Here is a 15012-nt window from a genome sequence, read left to right on the forward strand (position 1 = left end):
AACAATATGAACAGACGAGAATTAGTCGAATTTGTCAACATGTGCATGATTAAAAACAGAAACAAGGTTCTAGTTCAAGATCGAGTTAATCCCGACTGGCCCGGAATCACTTTTCCTGGTGGTCATGTAGAGCGTGGGGAATCGTTTACCGATGCAGTTATCAGAGAAGTCAAGGAAGAAACTGGACTAACCATATCCAAACCTCAACTTTGTGGTATCAAAGACTGGTACGATGACGAGGATTATCGGTATGTCGTCCTCTTTTACAAAACAGAACACTTTACTGGTGAACTCCAGTCTTCAGAAGAAGGAAAGGTATGGTGGGAAGAGTTTGAAAATCTCTCTCAACTAAAACTTGCAACCGATGATATGTCTGATATGCTTCGTGTGTTTCTAGAAGAGGATCTCAGTGAATTCTTTTACTATAAAGACGGCGATGACTGGCTTTATGAGTTAAAATAAAAGAGCAGAAGAAAATGACCTGAGCTTCAAAAGTTAGATTTTGAAGCCCAGGTCATTTCTTAGTTCTTTTTAATCTGGTAATAAATAAGGTCCGCAACGTAGTCTTTTCTCTCCACACCATTGGCAATGGTTTTTAGATAGGTCATTCCAGCCTTTTCCATGACTCGGCCTGAAGCTGGGTTGAGACTGGCATAACGTGCTTTAACTTTTTGAAATCCTGCTTGAGTAAAACAGAAGTCTAATACAGTTTTCAAAGCCTCTGTCATCATACCACGGCCCCAATAGGTTTTACCTAAAATATAGCCAATTTCACAAGAAGAATCGTTCTCATTCACCTCAACGATGCTGATATCTCCTATCACTTGCTCTGGTTTTTCTTTGAGACAAATCGCCCATTTGAAATAGTGGGGATTGGCATAGGAGGCAACCCAATTTCGAACCGAGTTCCGAGTCACCTCAACATCAGGATGAGGATCCCAGGTGACATAGGTCAGATTCTCAGCAGATGAAGCCCAATTTTGAAACATGGCTTCCGCATCACTCTCCCCAAATCTTCTTAAAATCAAACGTTCTGTCTGTAACATTTGCGTACCGATTGCTTTCATAATGTTACCTCGCTTTCTAAGCTTAAGGCTCAAGCAAAAAAGGTTCAACAGAACCTTCTTCGCTTTCTCATTTCTAGGCTCAGGGTAAAAACCTCCACTGGAGGTTCCTCGTTTTCCCGTTTCTAGACTCGGGCTGAAAACCTCCACTGGAGGTTTTCACTCCCAAAAGTCATCAAAGACAGTAATTGGTAGGTGGCGTTTGTGTTGGCCTTTGTGCCACCAGTTTTCAATAGTTGCTTGAGCTTCTGGGCTGATTGTTTTGCCTTCTAGGTAGTCATCAATTTCGTTGTAAGTGACTCCCAAGGCTACTTCGTCTGCAATACCTGGTTTTTCTTCTTCCAAATCTGCTGTTGGGATTTTTTCATAGAGGGCGGAGTCTGCACCAAGCTCCTTCAAGAGTTGTTTTCCTTGACGTTTATTGAGGCGGTAAAGAGGGAGAATATCCGCACCACCATCACCAAACTTAGTAAAGAAACCTGTGATATTTTCCGCAGCATGATCTGTACCAATGACCGCTCCGCTATGGGCACCCGCAAGGGCATATTGGGCAATCATACGACTACGAGCTTTAATATTGCCCTTGTTAAAGTCTGAAACAGGACTTCCTGTCGCTTCAACTGCTGCTGTCATTGCATCAGATGATTCCTTGATATTCACAACCAAGCTGACATCAGGCTGGATGAAAGCGAGGGCTTTTTGAGCATCCTCTTCGTCAGCTTGGACTCCATAAGGGAGCCGAACAGCGATAAATTTGTAGCTGTCATCTCCTGTCTCTGCTCGCATTTCTTCCATAGCTAATTGTGCCAAGCGCCCTGCTAAGGTTGAGTCTTGTCCTCCAGAAATCCCTAGTACAAAGGTTTTAAGGAAAGGGTGTTTTTTCAAGTATCTCTTTAAGAAATCAATCGAACGACGAATTTCCTCCTGAGTGTCAATCACTGGCTTGACACCTAGTTGCTGGATAATGGTTTCTTGCAAACTCATTCTTCTTCTCCTTCACCAAGAGCTTCCTTGCGCATCTTATCAATCAAGTCCATTTTATCTTGCCAAATATCACGCGCCAAGTCTACTGGATAATGTTGCGGATTGAGAACCCGTTTATACTCATCCCAAAGCTTATCAAATTCTTTGCGGGCATAATCCTGAATGTCAGTCAAACTAGGCAAGTTGTAAACTAATGTTCCTGCTTTGAAAATATCCACCAAGAGAGGAACGGCATCAAAATTTCGAACGGTCTTTTTGATGTAGGTATAAGTTGGATGGAACATCTTGATTTCTGTCATGTTACTCACATCCACACCATCATAGGTGATGTAGTCGCCTTCTGACTTGCCTTTTTCACGACTGGTAATGCGCCATACCTGCTTCTTACCTGGCGTAGACACTTTTTCAGCATTATTGGACAATTTGATGGTATTGCGCATCTGACCATTTTCATCTTCGATAGCTACAATCTTATAAACTGCCCCAAGAGCAGGCTGATCATAGGCTGTAATCAGCTTGGTACCCACCCCCCAAACGTCAATCTTAGCGTGTTGCATTTTGAGGTTAAGGATGGTATTTTCATCGAGGTCATTGGAAGCGTAAATTTTGGCATCTGGATATCCAGCCTCGTCCAGTTGTTGACGGACTTTCTTGGAAATGTAGGCAATATCCCCGGAGTCGATACGAACGCCTTTAAAATTAATCTTATCTCCCAACTCACGCGCTACCTGAATGGCAGCTGGCACACCGATACGAAGCGTATCATAAGTATCTACTAGAAAGACACAGTCACGATGGGTTGACGCATAAGCCTTGAAGGCTTCATAGTCGTTTCCATAAACCTGTACCAAGGCATGGGCATGAGTCCCCAATACTGGAATACCAAAGAGCTTCCCTGCTCGCACGTTGCTAGTTCCGTTGGCTCCACCAATCACGGCTGCGCGTGTTCCCCAAATAGCTGCATCCATTTCTTGCGCACGACGTGTCCCGAACTCCATCAAGGGTTCATCTTCGATGACCGAACGAATACGTGCTGCCTTGGTCGCTATCAAGGTTTGAAAGTTAACGATGTTTAAGAGAGCAGTCTCGACCAATTGACATTGGGCTAGAGGGCCTTCTACCTGTACAATTGGTTCATTAGCAAAAACCAAGTCCCCTTCCTGGGCAGAACGAACCGTCAACTCCAAATTGAGATTGCGGAGGTAGTCTAAGAATGCCCCGTGATAGCCAAGCGACTCCAAGTAGGCAATATCGCTATCTGAAAAGCGCAAGTCTTTAAGATAGTTCACAATTCTTTCCAAACCAGCAAAAACTGCATAACCATTCTGAAAAGGTTGCTGGCGGAAATAAACTTCAAAAACCGCCTTTTTATTGTGAATCCCTTGGTCAAAGTAAACTTGCATCATGTTGATCTGGTACAAGTCCGTGTGCAATGTCAAACTATCATCTGGATACATCTGTTTTCCTTCTTCCTACTTTACAAAGGTATGAACGTATTCTACCACTTTCACACCGTCCGATAAATTAGTACTATTATAACACATTTTACCGAGATTGATAAAAAACTAACAAGCTATTCCATAGTCTCCAGTTCATCCATATCTTGCTCAAACTTTTTCTGAGCCCATTCTCCAAAATTTCTTAAAGTAAGGTTTCCAATAAAAACCCATGGAAAATAAAGAAGATAAGTAATGCCCCAAGTAGACAAGTATTTAAAGTTCAAAGGATTGTGCTGATAAATTTCGATATTGAATTGATAATTCTGCAACATCAAGAGAGTCGTAATAGCGAGAGTTACCAGCAAACATCCTACAATCGTAAAATGAAAACGACTATAGTAGGTCACTCCAAGTTCTCGTGCACGATTGAAAAAGAAGAAAATTCCTAAAAGAAGGGTAACCAGAAGAATATCAGGATTAAAAAGAGCAGGTGCTAATACAGCCACCAAATAACTTAGCAGAATGAGCCCGATAAACACATAAAAAGACTCTGTTCCTGCTTTGTTGATCAGTTGTTCTTCTCTTTCGTCTAATAATTGATAATAAAAAAATCTATTCTTCATCTTCTTCCTCCCAAACTTGCTGATTTCTGCGATTCAAGTATAGGATAACTCTATCCATAGAATAACTCCCAACGAGATAGATGATAACTGCTAGAACCACTTTTAGGGAGTACTTCCAAGTCAATAGACTGACCAGTTCCTCGCGATTACCTACGATATCAATCAATAAAATCACTATAGAAAATCCCAAAGCAGATAAAATTCTTTCTTTTCCAGTATTCTCAACAATATCTCGAATATCAATTCCTACATACATGCGGCGAATAATGGCATACAAACCTACTCCAATCAATAAAAGTAATTCTGGTAAATAGGACAGAAGCGTTAAATTGAAGATATAAAGTTTGGCAAAAATTTCCAGTGCCAAAAATAGGCACATTCCCAAGAGAATTTCTCCTGAAATCTTTCCATCCAATTTTTCCGTACGTTCATCTTTGATCACAAGTTTTTTTCTATTTTTCATCTTCTTCCTCCCAAAATAGTTGGTCTAATGTTTTTCCTAAGCATCTACAAATAGACTGGCAGAGGGAGAGACTAGGATTGTATTTCCCAGCTTCTATCAAGCCTATAGTCTGCCTAGTAACACCAACAGCCTCTGCCAAATCCCCTTGTGTTAAATCAAGCTCCACACGAGCTAGTTTTAACTTTAAATTTTTAGCCACTAGCGTCCTCCTTCACATTTTTAAAAAGTTGCACTTCTTTTTTAAAAATATTATACCATATATCTAACTTAATGCAATATATAAATGTCATTTTGTAAGATTTTATTAACAAAAAAACTCTCTACTACAAAAAAATAGAGAGCGCTGCCTTTAAATATAGGATTTCAAAATATCAACGACATCACTTCTTTTCTTGACCTGATAGGCCTTGATGCCCAATTTCTCAGCTGCGATTGTATTGTCCTCAATATCGTCTAGAAAGACACAATTTGTAGGATCTATCTGGTATTTATAGAGAATCTCCTTAAACATTACCAAATCAGGCTTTATAGCTTTTATATCACAGGATAAGACAAAGCCATCTAAAAGTTCTTTTAAGGGAGATAGTTGCTCTTCCAGCAAGTCATAAAATACCTTTGAGGTATTGGACAAGACAAAGATGCGATGCCCCTTTTTCTTTAGTTCTGACAAGACAGGAAAGACTTCCGTATAAATGTCAATGTAGCTAGGCCAGTTCCAGATAACTTCTTCGACCTTCTTTTGATAGGTCCTGCCAATCATTGACACAACTTTAAGCACCAACTCTTCTCTCGTCATGGTTCCAAGATCTAATCTTTCCCAAAGCCCCGACTGAAAAATGACCTTATCTAAAATCAAATATTCTTCCCTCGTATCCGAAACACCTTGTAAAATCTTATCCTTGTTCCATTCTAATAAAACGTTACCCATATCCAATATTATGTCCATTTGCCCACCTCCATAGTGATATGAAGAATTGATCTTTATTTCTCCATTTTCACCTTACAAATCCTTTTGGTAATAATATCTTTGCCCTGTATAGGGATAGTCTTGCAAGGTAAAGACTTCCTTGTAGTCATGCCTTTTATAAAAATCTGGAGCTTGAAACTGGTAAGTATTGACAAAAGCAAAACGACAGTTTCGATTCTTAGCTTCATTTTCTGCCTGTTGCAATAGTTTTGAACCGATTCCTTGCCCTCGCAGTTCCTCTGTTACAAACAAATACTCAATTTCCAACCAATTTCCGAAAGTCTCTGCTACTAAGCCCGCCAAGAGATCGCCCTTTTCATCTTCAACATAAAGGTTCAGTGGCTCGCTTTCAGCCTCTTCTCTTTTGGAACGATTATAAGCACGAATCAAATTCCCTATTTCTTGCGCTTTATGAGATTCCTTATTTTCCAATCTAACGTGCATTCAAACCTCCTAATAAACTGTTACAGCTTGATTATAATCTTATTTCAATAGACTGTCAAACTAGAAAAAAACTCACCAAGCTGAGTTGATGAGTTCATGAGTTATTTTCTAAATTTCCACTGGCTATAAATTCCGAAACCGATAATCCAGATAGCTGAACCAATTGCTCCCATAAAGGTGGATTCTTGTAAAAAGAGGGTTACAAAGACAAAGATAAAAAAGAGCATGGTTAAAGGATTTAGAAAACGGTAATGGGGCATGAGGTAGCCATCCGCCATGAAGTCTTGTGACTTGCGGTATTTGAGATGAGCCACCATGATCAAGATATAAATCGCGATGTAAACACCTGATGAGGACGCCGTAATCAAAGCAAAGGCATCTGAAACACCTGGCAAAACATTGATAAAAGCTGCCAGAGCAATTAAAATTGCTGAAGCAATGATGGCATTTTGTGGAACATTGTGACGAGAAAGAGTATCTGCCTTAATAGCTTTTAAGAAGCGATTGGGTGAATCATGAGCAATCTGGTACAAATGCCGACCTGTTGAGTAGAGAGTTGAGTTAAGAGCAGACGCTGCCGACGTCAAAACAACGAAGTTAATCAGAGCTGCCGCCCACTTGATACCTGCCAGCTCAAAAACCGTTACAAATGGTGAATCTGAAGAAGCAAGTTCTCTCCATGGAATGATAGACATAATGGCCAATAGAGCTCCACCATAGAAGAAGACAATTCGGAGAGGAATTTCCTTAACTGCTTTTGGCAAAACCTGACGAGGATTCTTCGTTTCAGAGGTTGTCACTCCGATAAACTCAATCATCAGATAGGCAAAAAATACCATTTGAAAGGCCATGACAAAGTTCATGACTCCATTTGGAAAAAGGGAGAACTGGTCGCTGATGTTTGCCAAACTTGCAGCCCCATGCGGCGTCTCAAATCCTGTCAAGACCATAAAGACTCCTGTTGCAATCATAGCTAAAATAGCCACAATCTTAACCATAGCAAACCAAAACTCGACTTCTCCAAAGAGCTTAACCGCAATCAGATTGACCAAGGCCAAAATCGTTAAAAAGACAATCTGAATCAGCCAACTAGGCCAAGAAGGAAACCAAAACTGAACATAATGCGAAATCGCAGTGATTTCTGCCATACCGATAAAGACAACAGACAACCAATAAGACCAAACAGAGAAATACCCCCAGCCTTTACCCAAATGACGGGTGATAAAGTTGATAAAAGTATGTTGTTCTGGATCCTGGTAGAGCATCTCTCCAACAGCCCTCATCATCAAAAACATAAAGGCTCCTGTAATCATGTAAATCAGGATGATAGAAGGTCCAGTAAGGCTGATAGAACGACCAGCACCTAGGAAAAGTCCTGTTCCGATTGTCCCCGCAATGGCCATCACCTGAACATGACGATTGGTTAAACCACGCTCCATTTTATTTTTTTTCTTATTTGAACTCATATAGTCTCCTATTTATTCAAAAAATCAAAAAGGAGTTGAGCAAGTCAAGACCTCCACTACTCCATTTTCATTCTATTCAGGCTGTTTTTTCAACCTTTAAGATTTTGACATCATAGCTACCAACTGGTGTCTCGATGGTCGCTGTATCACCAGTCTTTTTACCAATCAAGGCTTGTCCAATCGGACTTTCATTTGAAACCTTACCAGCAAAAGCATCTGCACCTGCGGAACCGACGATGATGTAGACTTCTTCGTCATCTTCCCCAATTTCTTGGATCGTTACAGTCTTACCGATAGCCACTTCATCTTGGGCAACTGCATCGCTATTAACGATTTCAGCATAGCGGATTTTTGTTTCTAGACTTGAAATTTGTCCTTCAACAAAAGCTTGCTCATCCTTGGCTGCTTCGTACTCGCTGTTCTCTGAAAGGTCTCCGTATGAACGAGCAATTTTGATACGTTCTACCACTTCAGGACGACGAACGAGTTTCAACTCCTCTAATTCTTTTTCTAGCTTTTCCTTTTCTTCAAGGGTCATTGGGTAAGTTTTTTCTGCCATTTTTCTCAACTTTCTTTTCTTAATTTGTTTTTAAAACAAAATTATGTGGAAAACCACATAATTTTAGTTTGAACTACTTGATTGTGTTAGTTTGCTATTGATGTGTTCTGCAACGTTTTGATCATGTTCTTCTTTGGTCGTTGCAAAGTATACTTTACCATCTTCGACATTGGCTACAAAGTACAAGTACTCACTCTTTGTCTGATTTACACTTGCTTCAATCGCATCCAAACTTGGACTATCAACCGGTCCAGGCATGAGGCCAAGGTGCGTATAGACATTGTATGGAGAATCGATATTTGTATCAATTCCAGCGTCATCCGCTAAACTAATCTTTTGACCAAGTTTTCCTTGAGCATATAGGATAGCGATATTACTTTGAAGTGGCATACCGAGATTTAGGCGGTTATAGAAGACACCAGCAATCTTCTTGCGGTCTTCTGAATTAGCACCTTCTTTTTCAACAAGAGAAGCGATGCTGAGTAATTCATTGACTGTCAGATTCTTTTCTTTAATTGAGGCGTAATATGATGACATGGCCTTATCCATAGCAGCTAACATCTCATCAATCAAACTTTCAACTGTAGTGCTTTCTTTGATGGTATAAGTTGCTGGGAAAAGGTAACCTTCTAGGCGATAACGAACCCCGCTATCTTTTGTTGGTAGACTTCCAAGCAAGTTTGGATACTTGGCTACTACTTGAGAGATAAAGGTCTCATCTTGAGCTTTTGCCAAGAAAGCATCCGCAGTAAGAGGTTCTTTAAATTCACCTTGAAGTTGTCCTACTGTTTGAGCGATTTGCTCTAATGTATATCCTTCTGGAATTGTCAGGCTTGCAAGAGCTGGTTCTTGTGGTTCAGGAGTTCCCCCCTTTTGCAATTCTTGGATCAATTCATCCGTACTCATGCTCTTCTTCAAGTTGTAATAACCTGATTTTAAGTCTGCGCCCTTATATTTAGCATAAAAGCTAAAGATAAGTCCATGTTTAACAAGACCAGATTTTTCCAAAGTGCTCCCAATTTCTTGAATATTTGAACCTTCTGGAATTTGAACTGTCACATAGTCCTTAGAACTTGCATCAACAGGTTTCAAGGATTCTTGAACGTATCCATAACCAAAGAAGCCACCAATACTTACGAGCACTAGGAGAACTAGGAAAGTTAGCAAACAGCCTTTAGCTTTTGATTTCTTCTTTTTCTTAGCTGGCTTTGTTCCTTCACGACGACTGCGTCGTGGAGCATCCGCTAGGTTATCAACTTTCTCAACTGGAGCCGGGACTACATTCTCCACAACAGGAGGGACTGATTCTTCTTTTTTGTCATCTGTTTTATAGGAAACAGCCACTTTAGTTGGAGTAGTGTTAAACTCTTTGTCTTCCTTTTTAGGCTCTACAGCATCAATCTTGGCTGGTGCAGGCTCTTCTAGTTTTGACTCTTCTGATTCTGGTGCTGTCACTTCGCTTGATTCAAAACTTGGGCGTGGTGGCACACTTGGGGCATTTTTAAGGATTTCATCCACAGTTGACAGAGAGTCTACCATTAAACCTTCTGTGGCAAGATTTGGTTCTTGTTCAGAAGGAGCGGGTGGAGTCACTTGAGAAGATGGAGTTGGGGTGGTCGGACTTTCATCTTCTTTCCCTCTTCTTTCTCTCTCTCTGACTCTCTCTAAATCGCGTAAAATCTGTTCTTTAAAGCTTAACGTTTCTTCTCTTGATTTCTCGCTCAAAAGCTTTACCTCCTTGTTGGCAATCCATAACATTATATCTTAAAAGTCGCAGAAAAGCAACAAAATATACCTTTCTCCAACTATATTTCTTGTTTTCAAGGCTTCCAAACCATGTTATACCAGGTCTCACCTGCATAGGTAGATTGGGATAGTCCTTCATTGACAAAACCATGTTTCTCATAATATGAGATAAGATAATCATGGCAAGTCAGGTTAATGCCTTCTCGTTCATGTTCTAAAGCGACTTCTTTTAGGGCAGTCAGCAATCTCTTACCGACTCCCAAAGCTTGCGCTTCTTTAGCAATGGATAGACAGGTCACAGAGATATAGCCACCAGATTTGTGACTATGGTCTTCTACTTCTTCAGTAAAGGACTGATCTTGTAGATGGCGGTCTGGGACGACTGGACCTTCGATATAACCAAGGATACGTCCCTCCCTTTCAGCTACAAGAAAACTGGTCTGAATTTCCCGCAAATGCGCCTCAAAGACCGAACGAGGAATAGCTTCTTCAAAGGAGAAATTCTCTAGCTCTATCTCTATAATTCGATCTAAATCTGAAAATCTCGCTTGTCTGATTTTCATATTTCCTCCTGATAAAAGGGATTTTCCCAAGTCATATACCATTCAGAACCACTGTCATATTGACTCTCTGTCACTTCTTCTCCAACAAAGCCATTCATTTCAAAATAAGATAGCAGCTCATCAGGACTTTGCAAAAGAATACCTTGGTAATCTAGTTCAACTGCCACCTGTTTCAAGGATGCAAGAAGAAGAGTTCCCAAACCTTGTCTACGATGGTCAGAATGAATGGTCAATGATTTTATTTCTATCCATTTGGGATGAAGATACTGAGCTTCTCCTAAAACATAGCCTAGGAGCTGATTTTCATCCCTAGCTACAAGAAAGGTATCCGCAGTTTTACGGATACTCTCTTCTAAAGATTGACGGCTAAGTGCCTCTTCTGATGAAAAATTGACTTCTTCAATCGCCAACATTTCGTCTAAATCTGATAAGGTGGCTTGCCTTATAGTAATTGGAATTTCCATTTGTTTTTCCTATTGGACGTTACTTGTCAGATTCGACAAGAGACGTTCAAATGAATATTCATAGGTTTGGATGTCTCCTGCTCCCATAAAGACGTAAACAGCATTGTCATGGTCTAGGAGTGGGGATACATTTTCAACTGTGATGACTTGGTTTTTCTTAGTGATCTTGCTTGCTAGGTCTTCTACCTTGACATCTCCGTGATCTACCTCACGTGCTGATCCATAGATTTGCGCTAGGTAGACGGCGTCTGCTTGATTCAAAGCGTGAGCAAATTCATCCAACAAGGCAATGGTTCTTGTAAAGGTATGCGGTTGGAAGATTGCTACGATTTCCTTGCTTGGGTATTTTTGACGAGCTGCATCCAAGGTTGCAATGATTTCTGTTGGATGGTGGGCAAAGTCATCAATGATCACTGTATCATTGACGATTTTTTCAGTGAAACGACGCTTAACACCTGCAAAAGTTTTCAAGTGTTCACGCACCAAGTTCAAATCAAATCCTGCTGTGTAAAGAAGACCAATTACAGCTGTCGCATTCATGATATTGTGACGACCAAAGGTTGGAATGTGGAATTGTCCCAATTCTTGACCACGGAAGTGAACTGTAAAGGTCGAACCCGTTGTTGAGCGAAGGAGATCACTAGCCACAAAGTCATTGCCCTCAGCTTCAAAACCATAGTAATAGATTGGCGCATTAGCTGTGATCTTACGCAACTCAGCATCCTCACCGTATACAAACAAACCTTTCGTGATTTGTTTGGCATAGTCGTTAAAGGCATTGAAAACATCCTCTAGACTTGTAAAGTAGTCTGGATGGTCAAAGTCAATGTTGGTGATGATGGAGTATTCTGGGTGGTAAGGCATGAAATGGCGCTCATATTCGTCTGATTCAAAGACAAAATATTTGGCATTGGCTGAACCACGACCTGTCCCGTCACCAATCAAGAAGCTAGTGTCTGTGATGTGAGACAAAACATGAGACAGCATCCCAGTCGTTGATGTCTTACCATGCGCTCCTGCAACCCCCATGCTGACAAAGTCGCGCATAAAGCTACCTAGGAATTCGTGGTAACGTTTGTAGCTGATACCATTTTGATCTGCATAGGCGATTTCAACGTTGTTATCTGGACGGAAGGCATTCCCCGCGATAATCTCCACATCACCTTGTAGGTTCTTTTCATCAAAAGGAAGAATCGCAATTCCTGCCTGCTCTAGTCCACGTTGAGTAAAGTAGTACTTTTCAACGTCTGACCCTTGAACCTTATGCCCCATTTGGTGCAACATCAAGGCCAAGGCACTCATCCCTGATCCCTTGATTCCAATAAAATGATATGTTTTTGACATGCTTTTCTCCCTTATTCAGTGATTCTTGTCAGATTCAACTCTTGGGCAACCTGACGTTCCTGTTCTGTTTGCTTATTCTTTTTATTATAGATTTGACTCTTCTTTAGAAAATCATAGTTGTTCTTTTTAGCTTTTCCCGTTTGAGTTTTCGGAGTTGGATTCGCTACTTGGCCAACCTCCTCAGCTAGAATATAGTGGGACTGGCTCAAGTTTTTGCTAAACTTGGCAAACTCACCTGGATTTTCCTTTTGAAATGGTGCTGTTGGTTGGTTTCCTTGACGAACAAGTGTTGAACCATTGTGTCGTCTGGTATGACTAACATCCTGAGTCAAATACTTGGCTGAACGTTTCTTCTTCAAGTCCGCACGCGCCTCTTCTCTAGCCAATTCAGCATACGTTTTTTCAACTTTTTTAGGTTCTGGGCCTGGTTTTGACTCCTTTTTAACCACTGGAGAAACTACGGTTTCTTCCTCATTGATAGGAGACCATTCTAAATAATTTTTATCTCGGTAATCACCTCTGATATTGCTAATAAAGTCTGACTCATCGTACAAGTCCATGACTGGCATTTTGGTCAGCATGATCTCATCATCTGACACCAATGGAAATCGATCTTGTTTCATTTTGTATTTCCTTTCAACACTTCATTATAGCGTATTGTCTTGATTTTTCAAGTGCTGGCTTCAGAAATTCCCAAAATTTCACGAATTTCTGCCAAACTGAGACTCGCACGCGACTCCGTACCATCTAAAACTTGGGAAACCAAATGTTTCTTTTGTTCTTGAAGTTCTTGGATCTTTTCTTCAATGGTTCCCTTGGTAATCAAACGATAGACCTCGACCATCTGCTCCTGCCCCATGCGGTGGGCTCGTCCGATAGCCTGGGCTTCGACAGCGGGATTCCACCAGAGGTCCACTAGGATGACGGTATCAGCTCCCGTTAGATTAAGACCGACACCACCTGCCTTCAGAGAGATGAGAAAGGCGTCTCTTTCTCCCTGATTAAAGGCCTTGGTCATCTCTTGTCTGTCTTGAGCAGGAGTTGAGCCCGTAATTTTGAAGGAAGTCAAGCCCAAATCTGGGAGCTCTTGCTCGATTTTTTCCAACATTCCTTTGAACTGGGAGAAAATCAAGACCCGATGCCCACCAGCAGCCACTTGTAGCAATAAATCTCGGAGACTATCCAATTTACCACTGGCTCCTTGGTAATCGTCCATAAAGAGTGCTGGCGTATCGCAGATCTGGCGCAATCGCATGAGACCAGATAAGATTTCTACCCGACTTCTCTGGAATTCTTGATCTGTCACTTGGGCTAGGCGGTCTCGCATCTGTTGCAACTGGGCCAGATAAATGGCCTTCTGCTGGTCTTCCAGTTCATTTTTATAGACAACTTCGATCAGATCAGGTAGTTCTGTTAGGACTTCTTCTTTCTTACGCCTCATGACGAAGGGTTTGATAAACTGCGCGACTCGGTCAGCCGGTAATTTCATAAACTCCTTCTTGTTAGGTAAGAGCCCCGGAAGTACAATTTGAAAGATAGACCACAACTCTCCTAAATGGTTTTCGATAGGCGTACCTGACAAAGCAAAGACTGCCGGCACCACAAACTGGCGCAAACTCTGAGCAATCTTAGTCTGGGCATTTTTCATGACCTGGGCTTCATCTAAGAAGAGAAAATCAAAGTCCATCTCTTGATAAAGCTCGCTGTCTTGACGAAAGGTGGCATAGCTAGTCACATAGATTTGGTGATTTTCAGAAAGAATCGCTTCTCGATTCGCTTTTAAACCATGAACGATAGCCAAATCCAACTGTGGGGCAAATTTCCTGAATTCATCTGCCCAATTGTAGATTAAACCTGACGGCGCCAAAATCAAGACACGACTACCCTCTGTCACCTGACTTGTCAAAAAAGCAATAGTTTGCAGTGTTTTTCCCAGTCCCATATCATCGGCTAAGATGCCACCAAAGCCATAGTGATAAAGCATCTGAAGCCAACGGACTCCCTTTTCTTGATAGTCTCTCAAACTCGCCTGAACCCGTATATCTCCCAAAGGAAAATCCTCTGGATGGGTCAAATCATGAGCTAAATGCTGAAATTCCTCTGTGAAGGAGAACCTGTCTCGACCTTCAAAAAGCTGAGAAAGGCTATAAGCTAGGGATTTTCGCGCTTGGAAAGAACCATCTTTTAGCTCAACCCCCAGTTCTTGCAAATTTTGACGAATCTGCTTGGTTTCCTCATCAAAAAAGTACACTTGGTCAGAAGAACTGATATAGAAATCCTGATTGCTGGTTAAGGCTTTAAGAGCTTGATCAATCTCTTCTTGGGCAATCCCTTGGAAATCAAACTGAATCTCCAACAGTCCTCCCTTGGACTCGATCTGAACCTGAGGAGCTTGGACGCTGTAGAGCTGATTTATCTCATCAGACAAGAAAACTTGACCCAACTTCTCAAAAGCAGGAATCGTATGGTGAAAGAAAGAATAAACTGCCTCTGGCTTCAAAACCTGTCTCCAAGACTGAAAATCAGCCTCAAAACCAGCCCCTAAACAGACTTGAAATAGTTGGTTTTCCAAGACGGCATCGCTTGAAAAAGGTAATTGTTCCAGCTGTTGACGACTAGTCACCTTAACATCTCCATAGTCAAATTCGATATCCAAGCGGATGCGGCCATCCTTCTCCTTGTCAAAGTAAAAAATCGGTGAAAAGGCTCGTATTTGTAAACGTTCTGGAGCAGAAACTGTGCCCAGCTGTCCAAACAAAGGCAAACAGACGGCCAGACGGTCACGATCACTGTTGTCAAACTGGAGCCATTTCCTCCCTTTTTCTTCCTGAGGAAGCTCCTTGATTTCCTTTAAAAGACTGATTTGTTTAGGATTTAAGAGATAAA

17 protein-coding genes are annotated in these 15012 nt (G+C 41.3%); 1 reads left to right on the plus strand and 16 read right to left on the minus strand.

The annotated features are described in order from the left end of the window. Positions 1-6: 6 nt before the first annotated feature. Complete coding sequence (locus HMPREF9965_RS09775) at positions 7-462, plus strand: 8-oxo-dGTP diphosphatase (protein WP_001081768.1); 456 nt, start codon at positions 7-9, stop codon at positions 460-462. Between the two features lie 59 nt (positions 463-521). Here HMPREF9965_RS09775 and HMPREF9965_RS09780 read toward each other — a convergent pair whose 3' ends face one another. The 16 genes from HMPREF9965_RS09780 to HMPREF9965_RS09855 form a co-directional block, all read right to left on the minus strand. Beyond that, complete coding sequence (locus HMPREF9965_RS09780) at positions 522-1067, minus strand: GNAT family N-acetyltransferase (protein ID WP_000643825.1); 546 nt, start codon at positions 1065-1067, stop codon at positions 522-524. Between the two features lie 156 nt (positions 1068-1223). Next, complete coding sequence (gene nadE, locus HMPREF9965_RS09785; protein WP_000058067.1) at positions 1224-2048, minus strand: ammonia-dependent NAD(+) synthetase; 825 nt, start codon at positions 2046-2048, stop codon at positions 1224-1226. Beyond that, positions 2045-3505 carry a nicotinate phosphoribosyltransferase gene (locus tag HMPREF9965_RS09790; protein ID WP_000283154.1) on the minus strand — a complete coding sequence of 487 codons (1461 nt, stop codon included), beginning with the start codon at positions 3503-3505 and terminating at the stop codon, positions 2045-2047. The genes nadE and HMPREF9965_RS09790 overlap by 4 nt, the downstream gene beginning before the upstream one ends. A 116-nt stretch (positions 3506-3621) precedes the next feature. Beyond that, the gene (locus HMPREF9965_RS09795) at positions 3622-4110 is read right to left on the minus strand and encodes a DUF6773 family protein (protein WP_000797153.1); all 489 of its coding nucleotides are present in this window, start codon (positions 4108-4110) and stop codon (positions 3622-3624) included. Then, complete coding sequence (locus tag HMPREF9965_RS09800; protein ID WP_000797302.1) at positions 4100-4573, minus strand: DUF6773 family protein; 474 nt, start codon at positions 4571-4573, stop codon at positions 4100-4102. The genes HMPREF9965_RS09795 and HMPREF9965_RS09800 overlap by 11 nt, the downstream gene beginning before the upstream one ends. Then, positions 4563-4772 (minus strand): helix-turn-helix transcriptional regulator, encoded by a 210-nt coding sequence (locus HMPREF9965_RS09805; RefSeq protein ID WP_001107495.1) that lies wholly within the window; start codon positions 4770-4772, stop codon positions 4563-4565. Before HMPREF9965_RS09805 ends, HMPREF9965_RS09800 begins: the two co-directional genes overlap by 11 nt. A 150-nt stretch (positions 4773-4922) precedes the next feature. Then, entirely contained in the window at positions 4923-5519 is a 597-nt protein-coding gene (locus tag HMPREF9965_RS09810) for an HAD family hydrolase (protein ID WP_000351393.1), read from the minus strand. A 54-nt stretch (positions 5520-5573) separates the two neighbouring features. Then, entirely contained in the window at positions 5574-5984 is a 411-nt protein-coding gene (locus HMPREF9965_RS09815) for a GNAT family N-acetyltransferase (RefSeq protein ID WP_000558477.1), read from the minus strand. A gap of 101 nt (positions 5985-6085) precedes the next feature. Beyond that, on the minus strand, positions 6086-7450 hold the full coding sequence (locus HMPREF9965_RS09820) for an amino acid permease (protein ID WP_000097711.1): 1365 nt from the start codon (positions 7448-7450) through the stop codon (positions 6086-6088). A gap of 76 nt (positions 7451-7526) precedes the next feature. After that, positions 7527-8009, minus strand: coding sequence for a transcription elongation factor GreA (gene greA, locus HMPREF9965_RS09825; protein ID WP_000818755.1), 483 nt, complete (start codon positions 8007-8009; stop codon positions 7527-7529). Between the two features lie 63 nt (positions 8010-8072). Next, positions 8073-9767, minus strand: a complete 1695-nt coding sequence (gene mltG / locus HMPREF9965_RS09830) for an endolytic transglycosylase MltG (protein WP_080566889.1) — start codon at positions 9765-9767, stop codon at positions 8073-8075. 62 nt (positions 9768-9829) lie between these two features. Next, the gene (locus HMPREF9965_RS09835) at positions 9830-10318 is read right to left on the minus strand and encodes a GNAT family N-acetyltransferase (RefSeq protein WP_000702415.1); all 489 of its coding nucleotides are present in this window, start codon (positions 10316-10318) and stop codon (positions 9830-9832) included. Then, on the minus strand, positions 10315-10782 hold the full coding sequence (locus tag HMPREF9965_RS09840) for a GNAT family N-acetyltransferase (RefSeq protein WP_000405309.1): 468 nt from the start codon (positions 10780-10782) through the stop codon (positions 10315-10317). Before HMPREF9965_RS09840 ends, HMPREF9965_RS09835 begins: the two co-directional genes overlap by 4 nt. Positions 10783-10791: 9 nt before the next feature. Then, positions 10792-12126, minus strand: a complete 1335-nt coding sequence (murC, locus tag HMPREF9965_RS09845; RefSeq protein WP_000048077.1) for a UDP-N-acetylmuramate--L-alanine ligase — start codon at positions 12124-12126, stop codon at positions 10792-10794. Between the two features lie 11 nt (positions 12127-12137). Further along, positions 12138-12749 (minus strand): hypothetical protein, encoded by a 612-nt coding sequence (locus tag HMPREF9965_RS09850; RefSeq protein WP_000806756.1) that lies wholly within the window; start codon positions 12747-12749, stop codon positions 12138-12140. Between the two features lie 47 nt (positions 12750-12796). Beyond that, positions 12797-15012, minus strand: a 2216-nt coding sequence (locus HMPREF9965_RS09855) for a DEAD/DEAH box helicase (RefSeq protein ID WP_000328877.1), incomplete at its 5' end; no start/stop codon positions are given.

The organism is Streptococcus mitis bv. 2 str. SK95 (genome assembly GCF_000222705.1).
Lineage (GTDB): Bacteria > Bacillota > Bacilli > Lactobacillales > Streptococcaceae > Streptococcus > Streptococcus mitis_AY.